12 protein-coding genes are annotated in these 16,528 nt (G+C 68.2%); 8 read left to right on the top strand and 4 right to left on the bottom strand.

What is annotated here, in order from left to right; all coding sequences use genetic code 11:
- A partial coding sequence (locus AC2FNJ_RS17755) for a type I glyceraldehyde-3-phosphate dehydrogenase (RefSeq protein WP_496766107.1) occupies positions 1-983 on the top strand: 983 nt, incomplete at its 5' end.
- A 100-nt stretch (positions 984-1,083) separates the two neighbouring features.
- Here AC2FNJ_RS17755 and AC2FNJ_RS17750 read toward each other — a convergent pair.
- The 3 genes from AC2FNJ_RS17750 to puuE form a co-directional block, all read right to left on the bottom strand.
- Positions 1,084-2,511, bottom strand: coding sequence for a nucleobase:cation symporter-2 family protein (locus AC2FNJ_RS17750; protein ID WP_496766105.1), 1,428 nt, complete (start codon positions 2,509-2,511; stop codon positions 1,084-1,086).
- 62 nt (positions 2,512-2,573) lie between these two features.
- The gene (locus AC2FNJ_RS17745; RefSeq protein WP_496766103.1) at positions 2,574-3,062 is read right to left on the bottom strand and encodes an ureidoglycolate lyase; all 489 of its coding nucleotides are present in this window, start codon (positions 3,060-3,062) and stop codon (positions 2,574-2,576) included.
- Positions 3,059-4,483 carry an allantoinase PuuE gene (gene puuE, locus AC2FNJ_RS17740; RefSeq protein WP_496766101.1) on the bottom strand — a complete coding sequence of 475 codons (1,425 nt, stop codon included), beginning with the start codon at positions 4,481-4,483 and terminating at the stop codon, positions 3,059-3,061. The genes AC2FNJ_RS17745 and puuE overlap by 4 nt, the downstream gene beginning before the upstream one ends.
- Positions 4,484-4,687: 204 nt before the next feature.
- Between puuE and uraH the strand changes: the two genes are divergently transcribed.
- Positions 4,688-5,044: a hydroxyisourate hydrolase gene (gene uraH, locus AC2FNJ_RS17735; RefSeq protein WP_496766099.1), complete on the top strand. Its 357-nt coding sequence runs from the start codon at positions 4,688-4,690 to the stop codon at positions 5,042-5,044.
- A 179-nt stretch (positions 5,045-5,223) separates the two neighbouring features.
- Here uraH and AC2FNJ_RS17730 read toward each other — a convergent pair whose 3' ends face one another.
- Positions 5,224-6,147 (bottom strand): LysR family transcriptional regulator, encoded by a 924-nt coding sequence (locus AC2FNJ_RS17730; protein WP_496766097.1) that lies wholly within the window; start codon positions 6,145-6,147, stop codon positions 5,224-5,226.
- Between the two features lie 96 nt (positions 6,148-6,243).
- Here AC2FNJ_RS17730 and AC2FNJ_RS17725 point away from each other — a divergent pair, with 96 nt between their 5' ends.
- The 6 genes from AC2FNJ_RS17725 to AC2FNJ_RS17700 all read left to right on the top strand — a co-directional run bounded on the left by AC2FNJ_RS17725 (position 6,244) and on the right by AC2FNJ_RS17700 (position 16,528).
- Entirely contained in the window at positions 6,244-7,479 is a 1,236-nt protein-coding gene (locus AC2FNJ_RS17725) for a urate hydroxylase PuuD (RefSeq protein ID WP_496766095.1), read from the top strand.
- Between the two features lie 131 nt (positions 7,480-7,610).
- Complete coding sequence (locus AC2FNJ_RS17720) at positions 7,611-7,949, top strand: putative quinol monooxygenase (RefSeq protein ID WP_496766094.1); 339 nt, start codon at positions 7,611-7,613, stop codon at positions 7,947-7,949.
- Positions 7,950-8,151: 202 nt separating this feature from the next.
- Positions 8,152-9,957 (top strand): autotransporter assembly complex protein TamA, encoded by a 1,806-nt coding sequence (locus AC2FNJ_RS17715; protein ID WP_496766092.1) that lies wholly within the window; start codon positions 8,152-8,154, stop codon positions 9,955-9,957.
- Positions 9,954-14,390 carry a translocation/assembly module TamB domain-containing protein gene (locus AC2FNJ_RS17710; RefSeq protein ID WP_496766090.1) on the top strand — a complete coding sequence of 1,479 codons (4,437 nt, stop codon included), beginning with the start codon at positions 9,954-9,956 and terminating at the stop codon, positions 14,388-14,390. The genes AC2FNJ_RS17715 and AC2FNJ_RS17710 overlap by 4 nt, the downstream gene beginning before the upstream one ends.
- An 82-nt stretch (positions 14,391-14,472) precedes the next feature.
- Positions 14,473-14,694, top strand: a complete 222-nt coding sequence (locus AC2FNJ_RS17705; protein ID WP_496766088.1) for a hypothetical protein — start codon at positions 14,473-14,475, stop codon at positions 14,692-14,694.
- Positions 14,695-14,743: 49 nt separating this feature from the next.
- A complete protein-coding gene (locus AC2FNJ_RS17700; protein ID WP_496766086.1) occupies positions 14,744-16,528 on the top strand; it encodes a gamma-glutamyltransferase family protein in 1,785 nt (594 codons plus the stop codon).

Below are 16,528 nucleotides of genomic sequence, written 5' to 3'. Positions count from 1 at the left end.
GACTCGCGATCAACGGATTCGGCCGCATAGGCCGCACGATCCTGCGGCAATGCCTGACGCAACCGGGGCACAGGGACATCGACGTGGCGCTGATCAACGACATCGCGCCGCTCGAGACCTGCGCCTATCTGTTCCAGTATGACAGCACCTTCGGCCCCTATCCCGGCACGGTCGCGGCCGGCGACGACTCTCTGGTGGTGGACGGGCGCGCCATCCCCGTGACGCACAGCGCCGATCTGGCGCGGGTGGATCTGTCCGGAGTGGACGTTCTGCTCGATTGCACCGGCATCGCCCGCACCTCCGACGTGGCCAGCCGCGGGTTGACGGCGGGTGCGGGCAAGGTGCTGATCTCGGGGCCGTCGCCCGCGGCCGAAATCACCGTCGTTCTCGGCGCGAACGAGGATCGTCTGGGCAATGCGCGCATCGTGTCGAACGCGTCCTGCACGACCAACGGCCTCGCGCCGCTGGCCCGGATCGTCGACGGCATCGCCGGCATCGCCTCGGCCCACATGACCACCATCCACTGCTACACCAACAGCCAGCCGATGGTGGATGCGCCGCGCGGCGACCTGGCCCGGTCCCGCGCGGGGGCGCTGTCGATGGTGCCCACGACCTCCAGCGCCACCCATCTGATCGACGCGGTTCTTCCGCATCTCGCCGGGCGCATTTCCGGCGCCGCCGTTCGGGTGCCGTCCGCAAGCGTATCCGCCGTCGATCTCGTGGCGCAGCTGGAGCGCGGCATGAGCCCCGAAGCGTTCGGACAGGCCCTGCGCGCGCGCATCGACGCCTCGCCCGTGCTCGGCTGGACCGACGCGCCGCTGGTCTCTTCCGACCTGCGCGCCCGCCCCGAATCGCTGATCGTCGCCGGGCCCGAGACCCGGATGGTCGGCGACCGCCAGGTGCGCGTCTTCGGTTGGTACGACAACGAATGGGGCTTTTCCGCGCGGATGCTCGACGTGGCCCGCCTGATGTGCGCCGCGTGAGTCACGGCAACCGCAGCGCGCGGGTCCGCCCGCGCGCTGCCCGGCCCAACCGGTTCGGGCGCACCTTGGATGCGCGCGACCCGGGCGGGAGCCCGCCGACCTACCGGCCCGGCAGGCTGCCCGACCCGTGCCCGGCCATGCCGCCCGAGACCTCCTCGGTCGCTTCCTCGGCCAGTTCCTCGGGCAGGATCAGGTTCAAAACGATGGCGATCAGCGCGGCGGGCAGCAACCCGCTGGTCAGCAGGATCCGCACCGTATCCGGCATGTGCTGCACCGCGCCCGGTTCCAGCTGCAGGCCCAGCCCGATCGACAGCGAGATCGCAAAGATCACCATGTTCCGCCGGTTCCAGTTCACGTCCGACAGCATCGAGATGCCGGCGGCCACCACCATGCCGAACATCACGATGACGCCGCCGCCCAGCACCTCGATCGGCACCGTGCGGATGATCGCCCCGACCTTGGGCACCAGCCCGCAGAGGATCAGGAACAGCGCGCCGCAGGTCACAACATGCCGGCTCATCACCCCGGTCATGGCGATCAGGCCGACATTCTGGCTGAACGAGGTGTTCGGGAACCCGCCGAACACGCCCGCGATGGCCGAGCCGAACCCGTCCGCATAGGTCGCGCCGGCGATCTCCCTGTCCGTCGCCTCGCGCCCCGCGCCGCCCTTGGTGATGCCCGAGACGTCGCCGACGGTCTCGACCGCCGAGACAAAGGCCATCAGGCAGAACCCGATTACCGCCGCCACCGAGAACTCGAACCCGTATTTGAACGGCACCGGCAGCGCGAACACCGCCGCGCGGCTCCAGCTGGCGCCGATATCGCCGAAAGTGACCATGCCGACCAACAGCGCATAGACATACCCCACCGCCAGACCGATCAGCACCGCCGACACCGACAGCATGCCGCGGGTGAAGAACTTGAGCCCCAGCGTGACCACGACCACGACCAGCGCCGCCGACCAGTTCAGCAGCGAGCCGTATTCCGGCGTGCCGATCGCCGGCACGCCGCCGGCCGCGTATTGGATGCCCACCTTGACCAGCGCCAGGCCGATCATGGTCACGACCAGCCCGGTCACCAGCGGCGGCAGGGCGAACCTGATCCTGCCGATCACGGTGCCCAGGCAGGCGTGAAACAGCCCGCCGATGATGACGCCGCCGAACAGCGCGCCCAGCGCCTCGACGCCCTTGCCGGCCACCAGCGGGATCATGATCGGCAGAAAGGCAAAGCTCGTCCCCTGCACGATGGGCAGTGCCGCGCCGACCGGACCGATGGTGATCGTCTGCAACAGGGTGGCGACCCCGGCAAACAGCATCGACATCTGGATCAGGTAGAGAAGCTGCGGAAAATCGGGCGAATTCGAGCCAAAGCCGAATCCGGCGGCCCCCGCCACGATGATCGCCGGCGTCACGTTCGACACGAACATCGCCAGCACATGCTGGATGCCCAGTGGAATCGCCTTGTGAAGCGCGGGGGTGAAGTTCGGATCGCGGAGCTGTTCCGGCGTTCCAATCGAAGTTTCGGCCATGATCTCAGTATCCTCCCTGTCGGATCTCATGGGGGTCTTGCCGCTTCTCCGGCGGCTTCGGGTCACGGCTCGACCACCTCGAAAGGGGTGTCGAACCAGTGTTCTTCCAGATTCGCGCCATCGCCGATCCGGTCCACCACGGCGAACAGCCCCGGCGCATGCAGGGGCGTCAGCACCCCGTGCCAGGTGCCGCGACGATAGTTCACCGCCTGCCCCGCTTCGGTGACAAAGGCGCGGGGGCGGCCCGGTCTGCCGCCCTCATCCGGCGCCACGATCACCAGGAACGGCTGATGGGTCATCGGGATGAAGGCCTGGCTGCCCTCGGGGTGCCGCTCGACCATCTCCAGCCGATGGGGCAACGCGCGCGGATTGGCGTCGAACAGGCTGAGGCCTGCGCGGCCGTCGGTGAAATCCAGCGACGCCCGGTCGTGATACCGCCCGCATTGGCCCTGGTTGATGATCCTGTCCGGCGCGCCCGCAATGTCGATCAGGTCGCCGAAGGGCGCAAAGGCCGCCGCCGAGATCGGCTCGATCACGATCCGTCCGGTCATGACGGCAACAGGTCGCGCAGCCGGAACTCGGCGATGCGCTCCACCTGGCGGCAGGCTTCGGCGAACTCGGTGTCGCGGTCCTGGTCGATCCGGCGTTCGAACGCGGCAAGGATCGAGGCCTTGTCATGATCCCGCACCGCGATGATGAAGGGAAAGCCGAACTTTTCGACATAGCGCGCGTTGAGATCGGTGAAGGTCTCGCGCTCGGCATCGGTCAGCGCGTCCAGCCCGGCCGAGGCCTGTTCCGAGGTGCTTTCCGCCGTCAGCCGCCTGGCCTGCGCCAGCTTGCCCGCCAGATCCGGATGCGCCGTCAGCACGCCCAGGCGTTCCGGTTCGGTGGCCGACCGGAACATGCGCGCCAGCGCGTTGTGCAACCCGCCCGCCGTGTCATGCGCCGGGCCGAGTTCCAACTCATAGGCCCGCTCGGCGATCCAGGCCGAATGCTCGAACACCCTGCCATAGGTTGCGACGAATTCGTCGCGGCCCATCTGCGACGGGCGAGGCCGATCCACCGGCGGGTGATGAAAAGCCCAATGTTCAGCGATCTGCAGGCGCGTTGCGAACCAGACATCCGGAAACGCGCGGGCATAGTCGAGAAACCTTTTCAGCGCCATCACACGCCCCGGCCGCCCGATCAGCCGGCAATGCAATCCGATCGACAGCATCTTGGACGCGCCCTCGGCGCCTTCGGCATAGAACGCGTCGAAACTGTCCTTGAGATAGGCGAAGAACTGATCGCCCGAATTGAACCCCTGCGGCGTGGCAAAGCGCATGTCGTTGCAGTCGAGCGTATAGGGCACGACCAGCTGATCCCGCCCGCCGATCCGCAGCCAATAGGGCAGGTCGTCGGCATAGGAGTCGGCCACATAATCGAATCCGCCCTCCTCGGCCACCAGCCGCACCGTGTTGACCGAACAGCGCCCGGTGTACCAGCCGCGCGGACGCTCGCCCACCACCTCGGCATGCAGCCGGACCGCCTCGGCGATCTGGGCGCGCTCCTCGTCCTCGGGCATGTCCTTGTGCTCGACCCATTTCAGCCCGTGGCTGGCGATCTCCCAGCCGGCCGACTTCATCGCCGCCACCTGATCGGGCGACCGCGCCAGCGCCGTCGCCACGCCATAGACCGTGACCGGCAGATCCTTCAGCAGCCGATGCAGCCGCCAGAACCCGGCCCGCGCGCCATATTCGTAGATCGTTTCCATGTTCCAGTGCCGCTGCCCCGGCCAGGGCGCCGCGCCCACGATCTCGGACAGAAACGCCTCCGAGGCCGCATCCCCGTGCAGCACGCAATTCTCGCCGCCCTCTTCGTAGTTCAGCACGATCTGCACGGCGATCCTGGCGCCATCGGGCCACCCCGCGGCGGGCGGCGTCGCCCCATGACCGATCATGTCGCGGGGATAGCGGGGGGGTGTCTTGGCCATGTCGTCTCCCGGTCGTTCGCACGCATCCATCCATAGCGCAGAAAATGCCGCCGGATTTTCAAATCAATCAAGACGGTGTTTCCACCTTCCGGCGCGGTAGCGGCCGCACCGCGTTCCATGCAACACTGCAAACCATGCCCGGCCCGCGCCAATTCCGGTGCGCGGCGCCCCACACGGCAAACGACATCGAGGGAGAGAACATCCGTGGCTGGCTATCTGACGACCCACGTTCTGGACACCGCATCCGGCCTGCCCGCGGCGGGCCTGGAGATCGTGCTCTACCGGTTCGACGGCGACACCCGCACCCGGATCGCCGACTGCACGACCAATTCCGATGGCCGCACCGACAGCCCGATCCTGCCGCAGGACGCGTTCCGGACCGGCACCTACGAGCTCGAATTCCGGGCCGGCGACTATTTGCGGGCGCAGGGTTCGACCCAGCCCGAGCCGCTGTTCCTCGACGTGATCCCGATCCGATTCGGAATGTCGGACCCGGACGCGCACTACCACGTGCCGCTGCTGCTGTCGCCCTTCGGCTACTCCACCTATCGCGGCAGCTGACACCGGCGCGACCGCCCCCCGAACCGCCCGCAAATCCTGTCGTGCGCCTTCGGCGCGCTCTTTTGGTTTGTTGTTGAGGGACGCTGTCCCTCAAACTCCCTGGCGTATTTTCGACCAGAAAGAAGCATAAAGAAACCGCTGCTTCTTTCTGGTCCCAAATACCCCGGGGTGAATTGCCCTCAGGTCACTTTGGCCTCGGCCTCGCGCACGGTCTGTCCGATGCGCTTGGTCATGAACTCCATGAACAGCCGCGTCTTGGGATCCTGATGACGGCGATGGGTGTAGAGGCAGGCCATCTGCACGGAGACCGGCGGATTTTCAACGGCCACCGGCACCAGGCGACCCGCCTTCAGGTGATCGGCGATTTCGAAGACCGGTTTCATGGCGATGCCCTGACCCGTCAGCGCCCAATCGGTCAGAACGTCGCCATCATCGCATTCGAACCGGCCGGAGACCGCGAATCGCTTGGGCCCCTCCGGTGTCTGCAGCAGCCATTGAAACTCGGTGGCGCCGGGAAACCGCAGGTTCAGGCATTCGTGACGCTCCGCGATCAGCGCCGCGCCCGACGCGGGGTTGCCGCGCCGCTTGACGTAGTCGGGCGCGGCGCACAGCACCCGGCGGCACTCCGCGAACTTGCGGATCCGCAGGGTGCTGTCCTCGGGCTGGCCGATGAAAAAGGCCAGATCCAGCCCTTCGGTGGTCAGGTCCACCGAACGGTCCGTCAGGCGCAGCCGGATGTCGATTTCCGGGTACTCCGCCAGAAACTCAGGCACCTGCGGCGCCAGCAGCCTGCGCCCCACCCCAAGCGGCGCGGCGACGAACAGCGATCCGCGGGGCGCCTCGGTCAGGTTCATGACCTCGGCCTCGGCCCGGTCCACCGAGTCCAGCACCGCCACCGCGCCCGGATAGAAGGCGCGCCCCTGTTCCGTGGCGGTCAGGTTGCGCGTCGTGCGCTGGAACAGGCGCACGCCGAGGTGATCCTCGAGCTGCGAGATCCGGGCCGAGGTCACGGCGGGCGAGATCCGCAGGTCGCGCCCGGCGGCGGACATGCTGCCCAGCTCATAGACCCGGACGAAGGTGCGGATATTGTCGAGATAGGACATCTTTTCGGAAATTTTTGATACAGCTTGGCAATATATGGCAATACCGAAGAAAATGGCCTTTGCCTAGTCTGGCGCCAATCTATCGGAGTGCTACGCATGTACGACTTTGCCGTGTTCTGGGATTGGACCGCCTTCGCCGTCCGCTGGCTGCACGTGATCACCGCGATCGCCTGGATCGGATCGTCCTTTTATTTCATCGCGTTGGACCTGGGCCTGCGCAAGACGCCCGATCTGCCGCTGGGCGCGCATGGCGAGGAATGGCAGGTGCATGGCGGCGGGTTCTATCACATCCAGAAATACCTCGTCGCTCCGGAACGGATGCCGGATCACCTGACCTGGTTCAAATGGGAGAGCTATTCGACCTGGCTCAGCGGCGCGGCGCTGCTGATGATCGTCTACTGGGTCGGCGGCGAGCTGTATCTGATCGACGCCGAAAAGGCCGATCTGGCGCTGTGGCAGGGCATCCTGATCTCGGCGGCGTCGCTGACCATCGGCTGGCTCGTCTATGACTATCTCTGCAAATCCGGGCTGGGCGAGCGGCCGACCCTGCTGATGCTGCTGCTCTTCGTGCTGCTGGTGGCGATGGGCTGGGGCTACAACCAGATCTTCACCGGCCGCGCCATGATGCTGCATCTGGGCGCCTTCACCGCCACGATCATGACCGCGAACGTGTTCTTTGTCATCATGCCCAACCAGCGCATCGTGGTGGACGACCTCAAGGCCGGGCGCACGCCCGATCCGAAATACGGCAAGATCGCCAAGCTGCGATCGACCCACAACAACTATCTGACGCTGCCGGTGCTGTTCCTGATGCTCAGCAACCACTACCCGCTGGCCTTCGCGACCGAGTACAACTGGATCATCGCCAGCCTGGTCTTCCTGATGGGCGTGACGATCCGGCACTATTTCAACACCATTCACGCCCGCGCCGGCAACCCGACCTGGACCTGGCTGGCGACCGCGCTGCTGTTCATCGCGATCATGTGGCTCTCGACCGCGCCGATGTACAAGCCGGTCGAAGAGGCCGAGGCGCAGCCGCTGACCCCCTACGAGGAGCGCTTTGCCGCCGCGCCCGGCTTTGCCGAGGCGCATGACGTGGTGCTGGGGCGCTGCTCGATGTGCCACGCCCGCGAACCGGTCTGGGAGGGCATTCTGTGGGCGCCCAAGGGCGTCCTGCTGGAAACCGAGACCGACATCGCCCGCAACGCCCGCGACATCTATCTGCAGTCCGGGATCACCCATGCCATGCCGCCCGCGAACGTGACCTATATGGAGCCCGAGGACCGGGCCGCCATCGTGCGCTGGTTCCGGGCCGCCGGCGACAGCGGCTGACGCCAGCGGGCCGGGCGCCGGGCGGCCGGCTGTGCGCGGACTTCGCCTGCAAGGCGACGGGCGTTCCGCCAGGACAGGTGCCGGGATCACAACGCATCCCGGATTGGAGGATCCGATGGCCGGGTCGATGCTTGCCGGTTTCCTTGCCGTCCAGGTCCGCCCCGAACGCCGGGGGCGCCGTCATCGAGGCCAGCCTTTCACTGGCCAAGAGCGTCATCGGCGGCGAAGAAGGCGCGTTCCGGTTCCAGATGCTGGCGAATGTTACCGACCCCGACCGGTTCCATGTCTTCGAGGTCTATCGCAACGAGGCGGCGGACAAGGCCCATGTGGAGCCGGATGCCTTCAAGACTTGGATACGGACGGTCGAACCGATGCTGACGCACAAGACGCAAGCCGTGGCGACGAAGCGCACGGTCTTTCCCGGCGTCGAGGGAGTCATGGCTCAGAAATCCGGCCTGTCAAACCGGTGATGCGGCGCGGGCATTCGGCCAAACCTGCGCCGGCCGGTTTTCTTGCGTCCTGCCGCCTGTCCCGGCCCGATTGCCGTCCGGCGGGGCGCAAAATTCCTTTTCATCGCTCCTGTCAGGTGTTCTAACTGTCAGGGACGGTGCGACGGGGCCGCCTTGGCGCACGAAACCCTTGGGGCAGGTTCGAGCAGTCGGGGACCGAGCAATGACATTGACCAGACCGTGGACTGCCCTGCAAGGCGGGCTCCTCACGATCTGCACGGCCATGATGCCGGGGCTGGCGCTTGCGCTCGAAACCACCCTGACCGCGCCCGGAGCCTCCAAGGAGCTGCGGGAGAGGATCGAGGAAACCTCCTCGGTGCTGACCGCCGAATCCCGCGGGCTGGACACGCCGCTGGAGCTTTTGTCCGGCGCACTGTCCGACTACCGGACGATCGTCCAGATCCTCTATGACGAAGGGTTCTTCAGCCCGGTCGTCAACATCCGGATCGACGGGCGCGAAGCCGCCGATATCGACCCGCTGAACACCCCCAAACAGGTCAACCGAATCGACATCGCGGTTCAGACCGGGCCGCCGTTCCGCTTCGGCACGGCCGTCGTCGCGCCGCTGGCCCCCGGCACCGAACTGCCCGACGCGTTCCGGCCCGGCGGTCTGGCCTCGACCGCGGTTCTGCAGGACGCCACCCAGAACGGCGTCACCGAATGGCGGAATCAGGGCCACGCCAAGGCCGAGATCGGCAACCAGAGGATCGTGGCCCGCCACCCGCAGGCGCAGCTGGACGCCGAGATCGAGCTGCTGCCGGGTCCGAAGCTGACCTTCGGCGAGATGTTCATCCACGGCGACAGCGACGTGCGCCCCGAGGCCATCCGAAAGATCGCGGGTTTTCCCGCGGGCGAGGTCTATTCGCCCGAACAGATCCAGAAAGTCGGCACCCGCCTGCGCCGCACCGGCGCGTTCTCGGTCGTCTCGATACAGGAACAGGAAACCCCGAACCCCGACGGAACGCTGGATTTCGACGCGAATTTCGAAGACCTGCCCAAGCGGCGGTTCACCTTCGGCGTCGAGATCTCGTCGCGCGAGGGGCTGGATGTCAGCACCACCTGGATTCACCGCAACCTGTTCGGCAATGCCGAACGGTTCCGGTTCGAGGCCAGCATCCGCAACATCGGCGGCACCGAGGATATCGACGGCCGCATCGGCTTCCGCCTCGACGAACCGGCGCGGCTGGGGCCGGACGACAGCACCTTCTACATCGCCCAGCTCGAACGGCGGAACCGCACCCACTACAACGTGACCATCGGGCTTCTGGGCTATGGTGCCCGCCGGACCTTTTCCGACCGGCTCTATGCCGAGGCATGGCTGGGCGTGCACTATTCCGATTCCGACGACGCCTATGGCGACGGGCGCAAGTTCCGGTACGTGGTGCTGCCCTTCCGCACCGAATGGGACCGGCGCGACAGCAAGGTGAGCGCCACGCGGGGGTTCTACCTGGACGCGCGCGCCATGCCGTTCATGGGGTTCTCCGGCGCCGATTCCGGCCTGCGGGTCTATGCCGATGGCCGCGGCTACTGGGATCTGGGGACCGGCGGCAATCTGGTTCTGGCGGGCCGCATCCAGGTCGGCTCGGTCATGGGGCCGCCGGCCGATGACGTCACCCCCGACTTCCTGTTCTTCTCGGGCGGCGCCGGCACCGTGCGCGGCCAGCCCTTCGAGAGCCTCGGCATCCCGGTCGGCACCGGCGTCGCCGGCGGCCGGTCGTTTCTGGGCCTCTCCGCCGAGGTGCGCGGGCGTGTGACCAAGAACCTCTCGCTGGTCGGCTTCTACGACTATGGCGCGGTGGACAGCGCCTCGTTCGCCACCGGCGAATCCGCCTCGCATTCTGGCGCCGGCATCGGCGTGCGCTATGATATCGGTGGGTTCGGCCCGTTGCGGTTCGACCTGGCCTATCCGGTGCAGGGCGACACCGGGGACGGGCTGCAATTCTACATCGGGATCGGACAGGCGTTTTGACCCACAGGCTCGCATATCCTCTCTGCCTCGCCGCCGCACTCAGCGCAGCGCCGCTGCCGGTCCGGGCCCAGGACGAGCAGGAGGAGAGCGGCGGGCTGCTGGTGGATTTCCTGCAGAACACCCTGTCGGGCGAAGGCCGCAACATCCGCGTCACCGGGCTGCAAGGCGCCTTGAGCGCGCGCGCCACCATCCAGCAGATCACCGTGTCCGACGATACCGGCGTCTGGCTGACCATCAACGACGCCGTGCTCGACTGGAACCGGCTGGCGCTGCTGCGCGGCCGCTTCTCGGTCAACGAACTGACGGCGGGCGAAATCATGATCGCCCGCAGGCCCGAGCCGACGACCGAGCCCGACGAGCTTCCGACCCCCGAAGCCAGGCCGTTCCAGGTGCCGGAACTTCCCGTCTCCGTCGAAATCGGAGATCTCAGCGTCGCCAAACTGTCGCTGGGCCAGCCGGTGATCGGCCTGGCCGCCGACCTGTCGGTGAACGGGGCGCTGTCGCTGGCCGACGGCTCGCTCAGCAGCAATCTCGACATCGACCGGCTGGACCGCGCCGGGGACTCGGTCAGCCTGACCGCCAGTTTCCAGAACGAAGGCCAGCAGATCGGGCTGGACGTGACTTTCGTCGAGGATGCGGGCGGCCTGGTCTCGACCGCGCTCCGGATCCCCGGCCAGCCGCCCCTGCGCCTGACCGCCAGGGGCCAGGGGCCGATCACCGATTTCACCGCCGACATCGCGCTGGCCTCCGACGGCACCGACCGCGTGACCGGGCAGGTGCGCCTGCGCGGCGCCGACCCGGCCGAAAGCAGCGAAACCGCCGGGGGTATCCGGTTCTCGGCCGATCTCGGCGGCGATGTCACGCCCCTGCTGGCCGAACCGTTCGACCCGTTTTTTGGCCCCGACACCCGGCTGGTCCTGAACGGCAGCACCAGCCCCGACGGCGCGCTCGACATTCCCGACTTCGAATTGACGACCGAGGCGCTGCGGCTCAAGGGCGAACTCAGCCTCGCCGCCGGCGGCGCGCTGGACAGGGCGGCGCTGCAGGGCCGGATCACGCCCCCCGCCGGGCAATCCGTCGTCCTGCCCATCGCGGACCCGCGCACCACCCTGCGGGCGGCGCAGCTTTCGGCGCTGTTCGATCGGGCCAATGGCAATCACTGGGATCTCAGCCTGACCGCCCGCGATCTCACGACGCCCCAGGTGCAACTGGCCCGCACCCGCCTCACCGCCCAAGGCACGCTGGTCCAGGGCGACCGGTTGCAACTGGACGGCGACGTGCAGGCCATCGTCGATGGGGCCGCCTTCGCCGACGCGGCCCTGCAACAAGCGGTCGGAAGCCGCGTGACGCTCGACGGCGCCTTCGGGCTGCACGACGACCGGAGCCTGCAACTGTCCAACGTGGAACTCGTCGGCTCGGACTACACGGTCAAGACCGACACGGTGATCGACGGGCTCGACACCGGTTTTGCGCTGGACGGATCGGCCGCGCTGACGGCGGCGGACCTGTCGCGCTTCTCCGGCCTGGCGGGGATGGAGCTCGAAGGCAGCATAGACGCCGAACTGACCGGCAAGGGCTCGCCGCTGGGCGGCAGTTTCGACGGCCAGCTCCGCGCCACGGGACAAGACCTTGCGACGGGCCGCGACGACATCGACCCGATGATCGTCGGTGAGACCCTCATCGCCGTGGACGCGGTGCGGGACGGCACCGGCCTCACCATCCGCAAGGCGACGATCGACGGCCCGGCCCTGACCGCCGAAGCGGCCGCGACCGTCACCCAGCCCGGCGGCAAACTCACCGTCAACGGCAACGCCACCGCCAAGACCGACGATCTGTCGGTGTTTTCCGGTCTCGCCGGCCGCGATCTGGGCGGTGCGCTGGAGGCCACGGTCGAAGGCTCCGGCACCATCGGTTCCCTCGAAACCCTGCAATTCGACGCCCGCGCCGATCTGAGCGGACGGAATCTCAGAACCGGAATCGCCGAGATCGACCCGATCATCGCCGGAAACGCCGCCATCTCGCTGGACGCCGCCCGCGACGGCGACAGCATCACCATCCGCAAGGCCGTGGTCGATGCGGACACCGTCAAGGCGGATGTCGTCGGCACCGTCACCGATCCCTTCGGCGCGCTGTCGCTGGACGGCAGCGCCAAGCTCGACACGCCCGACCTGTCGGTGTTCTCCGGCCTCGCCGGATACGATCTGGGCGGCGCGCTCGAGGCGAACGTCACGGGGACCGGCACCGTCGAAACCCTCGAATTCGACGCCCAGGCCGAAATCGAGGGGCGCAATCTCAGAACCGGACTGGCCGACATCGACCCGCTGATCGCGGGCAGGACCGCCCTCTCGCTGGACGCGGCGCGCGCGGACGACCGCATCACCATCCGCAAGGCCGTGGTCGATGCCAAGGTGCTGACGGCGGATGTGGTCGGCACCGTCACCGACCCCGCCGGCGCGCTGTCGCTGGACGGCAGCGCCAGGCTCGACGTGCCCGACCTGTCGGTCTTTTCCAACCTCGCAGGAATGAATCTCGGCGGCGCCGTCACGGCCAGGGCGCAGGGCAGCGCCGCGGTCCGGTCCCGGCTTTTCGATCTCAGCCTCGATCTGGACGCCGACGACCTCAGCACCGGTCTCGACAAGATCGACGCGCTGATCGGCGGGCGCACCACGCTCGACGTGAACGCGGCCCGCGACGTTCAGGGGCTGGACATCCGCGATTTCCGGCTGAACGGAACCGCGCTCACCGCCAGCGCCCAGGGCGACTTGAGGGAAGCTAATGGCAGCCTCACGGTCTCGGCGGCGCTGGACAACCTGGCGCGCATATCCACCACCGTCACCGGTCCGCTCACGCTCGCAGGCGACGTGACCCCCACCGGGACCGGCATCAAGGGCGATATCCGCCTGACCGGCCCCGACACCTCCTATGCCAATCTCGTGGGCACCGCCGACACCGGGGGCGATGCCGATTTCGTCTTCGACGCACGGCTCGACCGGATGGAGCGCTTCGCCCCGGATTTCCCCGGTTCGGCCACCGCCAAGGGAACGGCCAGGCGCAAGAACGGCGTATGGACCGTGGACGCCGACGCCACCGGCCCCGCCAGCATCCGCACCAAGGTCGCCGGAACCTACGACGAAAGCGCCGGCACCGCCGATCTGACGGCCAGCGGCGGCGTCAATATCGGCCTCGTCAACAAATACATCTCGCCCAACAGCATCGCCGGCGCAGCCCAGTTCGATCTGGCGCTCAGGGGCAAGCCGGGGCTGAACGCCCTGTCCGGCACCGTCACCACCTCCGGCACCAGCATCGCCATCCCCGAGGCAGGCCAGGCCCTGCGCAACATCCGCGGCAGCGTCACGCTGGCCAACGGCACCGCCACCATCGCGCTGAACGGCGACAGCGCGGCCAGCGGCGGCCTGACGGTTTCCGGGCCGGTCGCGCTCACGCCGCCGTTCCGGGGCCAGATCACGACCGCGATCAACCAGTTCGTGCTGACCGACCAGCGCCTGTTCGAAACCACCCTGAACGGCCAGCTGGTCTTCTCCGGACCGCTGGCCGGCAACAGCGCGCTGGCCGGCCAGATCCAGTTCAGCGACACCAACATCAACCTCGCCGCGGCCGGCGGCGCGGTCGGGGCGGCCCCGATCCCGCCGATGACGAATGTCGGGGAGACCCCGCCGGTCTTCGCCACCCTCGTCCGCGCCAATCTGATCGAGACCGGCAACCGAGAGGGCGAAGCCTCGCGCATCGCGCTCGACATCAGCCTGCTGGCGCCCAACCGGGTCTTCGTCCGCGGCCGCGGCGTCAACGCCGAGCTGGGCGGCAAGATCCATATCGGCGGCACCACCCGGTCGGTGATCCCCTCCGGCCAGATCGACCTGATCCGCGGCACCTTCGACATCCTGGCCCGCCGCCTGACGCTGACGAAGGGCATCGTGTCGCTGCAGGGCGACCTGACGCCCTATGTCGAATTCGCCTCCACCGCCACCACCTCGGACGGCACCGCGACCATCGAAATCTCCGGCCCGCTGGACGCGCCCACCGTCGAGGTTTACTCCGACCCCGAACGCCCGCCGGAAGAGGCGCTGGCCCTGCTGCTGTTCGGCAACGAATATTCGCAGCTGTCGCCCTTCGTCATCGCCCAGATGGCGGCCTCGCTGGCGCAGCTCAGCGGCGTCGGCGGCGATGCGACCCGGGGCGTGCGGGACGAAACCGGCCTCGACACCGTGTCGGTCGGGGCCGCATCGGGCGGCGGCGGCCTGCTGGGGGCCGGGGCCTATCTGGGCGACCGGCTCTATACCGATTTCACCGTCAACACCAAGGGCGAGACCGAGGTGAACCTCAACCTCGACGTCTCTGACAGCGTCACCGTCCGGGGCACGGTGGATGGCCAGGGCGACACCGGCGTCGGCATCTTCTTCGAACGCGACTACTGACGCCGCGCGCGACAGGTTCACGAAACCGACACGCATCCGACAAATCTCCTACACAGACCGCGGCTAGATCCGGCGCGTGACCATGGGGGAGGCGTCAGTGATCGTCGAAATCGCACGGGACGGAAGCAGCTATGTCGTGACCCTTCCGGGCACGACCGGCAGCGCGGCCTGGTCGGTCCGCTTTTCCGACCTCACCGCCGCGCGCGAAATGGCCGAGGCCTGCCTGGACTGGTTTTCGGGCTGCACACTGGTGCTGAAGACCGGAGCCGAAACCGCCGAGCCCGAACTGCCCTCGGCGGCTTGACCCCGCGCCAAGGCCGTGCAGGATCGCTGCAACAGCAGCGCGAGCCTCCATGACCTTCACCACCCGCCCCGAAATCGCCGGCACCTTCGGCGTCGTCGCCAGCACCCACTGGATCGCCAGCGCCGTCGGCATGCGCATCCTGGAACGCGGCGGCAACGCCTTCGACGCCGCCGCCGCAACCGGCTTTGCCCTGCAGGTGGTCGAACCGCACCTGAACGGCCCGCTGGGCGACCTGCCGATGCTGATCAAACCTGCCGGGGACGACCGGCCGACGGTGATCTGCGGCCAGGGCACGGCGCCCGCCCGCGCCACCATCGCCCATTACCGGTCCGAGGGCCTGCGCCGCATCCCCGGCTCGGGCCTGCTGGCCACGGTGATCCCCGGCGCGTTCGACGCATGGATGATCCTGCTGCGCGATCACGGCACCCTGCCCCTGCGCGACATACTCGAGCCGGCGATCCACTATGCCGCCAAGGGCCACCCCTGCCTGCCGCGGGTGGCGCACACCATTGCCGGGCTGGCCGGGTTCTTCCGCGCCGAATGGCCGACCTCCTTCGACACCTGGCTGCCCGCTGGCGCGGCGCCGCAACCCGGCGCCCTGATGCGCAACCCGCAACTGGCCGACACCTGGGACCGGCTGCTGCGCGAGGCCGAAACGACATCCGAGCGCCAGGCGCAGATCGACCGCGCCCGCGCCGCCTTCTACCGGGGCTTCGTCGCCGAAGCCATCGACCGCTACCTGCGCGACGCCTGCGTGATGGATGCGGCGGGACAGCGGCGCAAGGGGGTTCTGACCGGCGACGACATGGCCAACTGGCAGGCCAGCTGCGAACCGCCGCTGACCGGGCATTCCCACGGCTGGACCGTCTGGAAATGCGGGCCGTGGACCCAGGGTCCGGCCCTGCTGCAGGCGCTGAACCTGCTCTCGGGCTTCGATCTGGACACCGCAGGCGATGCCGGGTTCGTGCACCTCGTCACCGAAGCCATGAAACTCGCCTTTGCCGACCGCGAGGCGTATTACGGCGACCCGGACCACGTGGAAATCCCGATCGACCGCCTGCTCTCGGACGCCTATGCGCAGGGCCGGCGCGGCTTGATCGCGGCCACCGCCTCGACCGAACAGCGCCCCGGCCGCCTGCCCGGCCACGAGGCCTGGGCCGACGCCGCCATCGCCCGCGCCGCCGAGACCTATGCCGCGCAGGACGCCATCGGCGCGGGCGAGCCGACGATGGCGCATCTGACCGAGAAACGCGGCGACACCGTGCATCTGGACGTGATCGACCGCTGGGGCAACATGGTCTCGGCCACGCCGTCGGGCGGCTGGCTGCAATCCTCGCCGGTGGTGCCGGGGCTGGGCATGCCGCTCAACACGCGGGCGCAGATGTTCTGGCTGGACGAAGGCTTGCCCACCTCGCTTGCCCCCGGCCGCCGCCCGCGCACCACCCTGTCGCCCTCGATGGCCCGGCGGCCGGACGGCGCCGAACTGGCCTTCGGCACGCCGGGCGGCGATCAGCAGGACCAGTGGCAGCTGATCTTCCTGCTGCGGCTGATCCTCGGGCAGCCGAACCTGCAGGCGGCGATCGACGCCCCGCTGTTCCACACCGCCCATTTCCAAAGCTCGTTCTATCCCCGCGACGCGCGTCCCGGCCACCTGATGGTCGAACCCGGCTTCGGCGAAGACGTGATCGCCGATCTGCGCGCACGCGGCCATGCGGTCGAGGTGGCCGACCCCTGGACCATCGGCCGCCTCACCGCCGCCAGCCGCGCCCCGGACGGGACGCTGCGCGCCGCCGCCACGCCCCGGCTGATGCAGGCTTACGCCATCGGGCGCTAG

This window comes from Ruegeria sp. BHSB196 (assembly GCF_059613135.1).
The sequence above is the reverse complement of the archived record's forward strand: the minus strand, read 5'-3'. Positions and strand labels throughout refer to the sequence as shown.

Bases quoted from the DNA above. Each gene is read 5' to 3' on its own strand.
- AC2FNJ_RS17750 (WP_496766105.1), bottom strand. From the start codon at position 2,511: ATGGCCGAAACTTCGATTGGAACGCCGGAACAGCTCCGCGATCCGAAC.
- AC2FNJ_RS17745 (WP_496766103.1), bottom strand. From the start codon at position 3,062: ATGACCGGACGGATCGTGATCGAGCCGATCTCGGCGGCGGCCTTTGCG.
- puuE (WP_496766101.1), bottom strand. From the start codon at position 4,483: ATGGCCAAGACACCCCCCCGCTATCCCCGCGACATGATCGGTCATGGG.
- AC2FNJ_RS17730 (WP_496766097.1), bottom strand. From the start codon at position 6,147: ATGTCCTATCTCGACAATATCCGCACCTTCGTCCGGGTCTATGAGCTG.
- AC2FNJ_RS17725 (WP_496766095.1), top strand. From the start codon at position 6,244: ATGTACGACTTTGCCGTGTTCTGGGATTGGACCGCCTTCGCCGTCCGC.
- AC2FNJ_RS17715 (WP_496766092.1), top strand. From the start codon at position 8,152: ATGACATTGACCAGACCGTGGACTGCCCTGCAAGGCGGGCTCCTCACG.
- AC2FNJ_RS17705 (WP_496766088.1), top strand. From the start codon at position 14,473: ATGGGGGAGGCGTCAGTGATCGTCGAAATCGCACGGGACGGAAGCAGC.
- AC2FNJ_RS17700 (WP_496766086.1), top strand. From the start codon at position 14,744: ATGACCTTCACCACCCGCCCCGAAATCGCCGGCACCTTCGGCGTCGTC.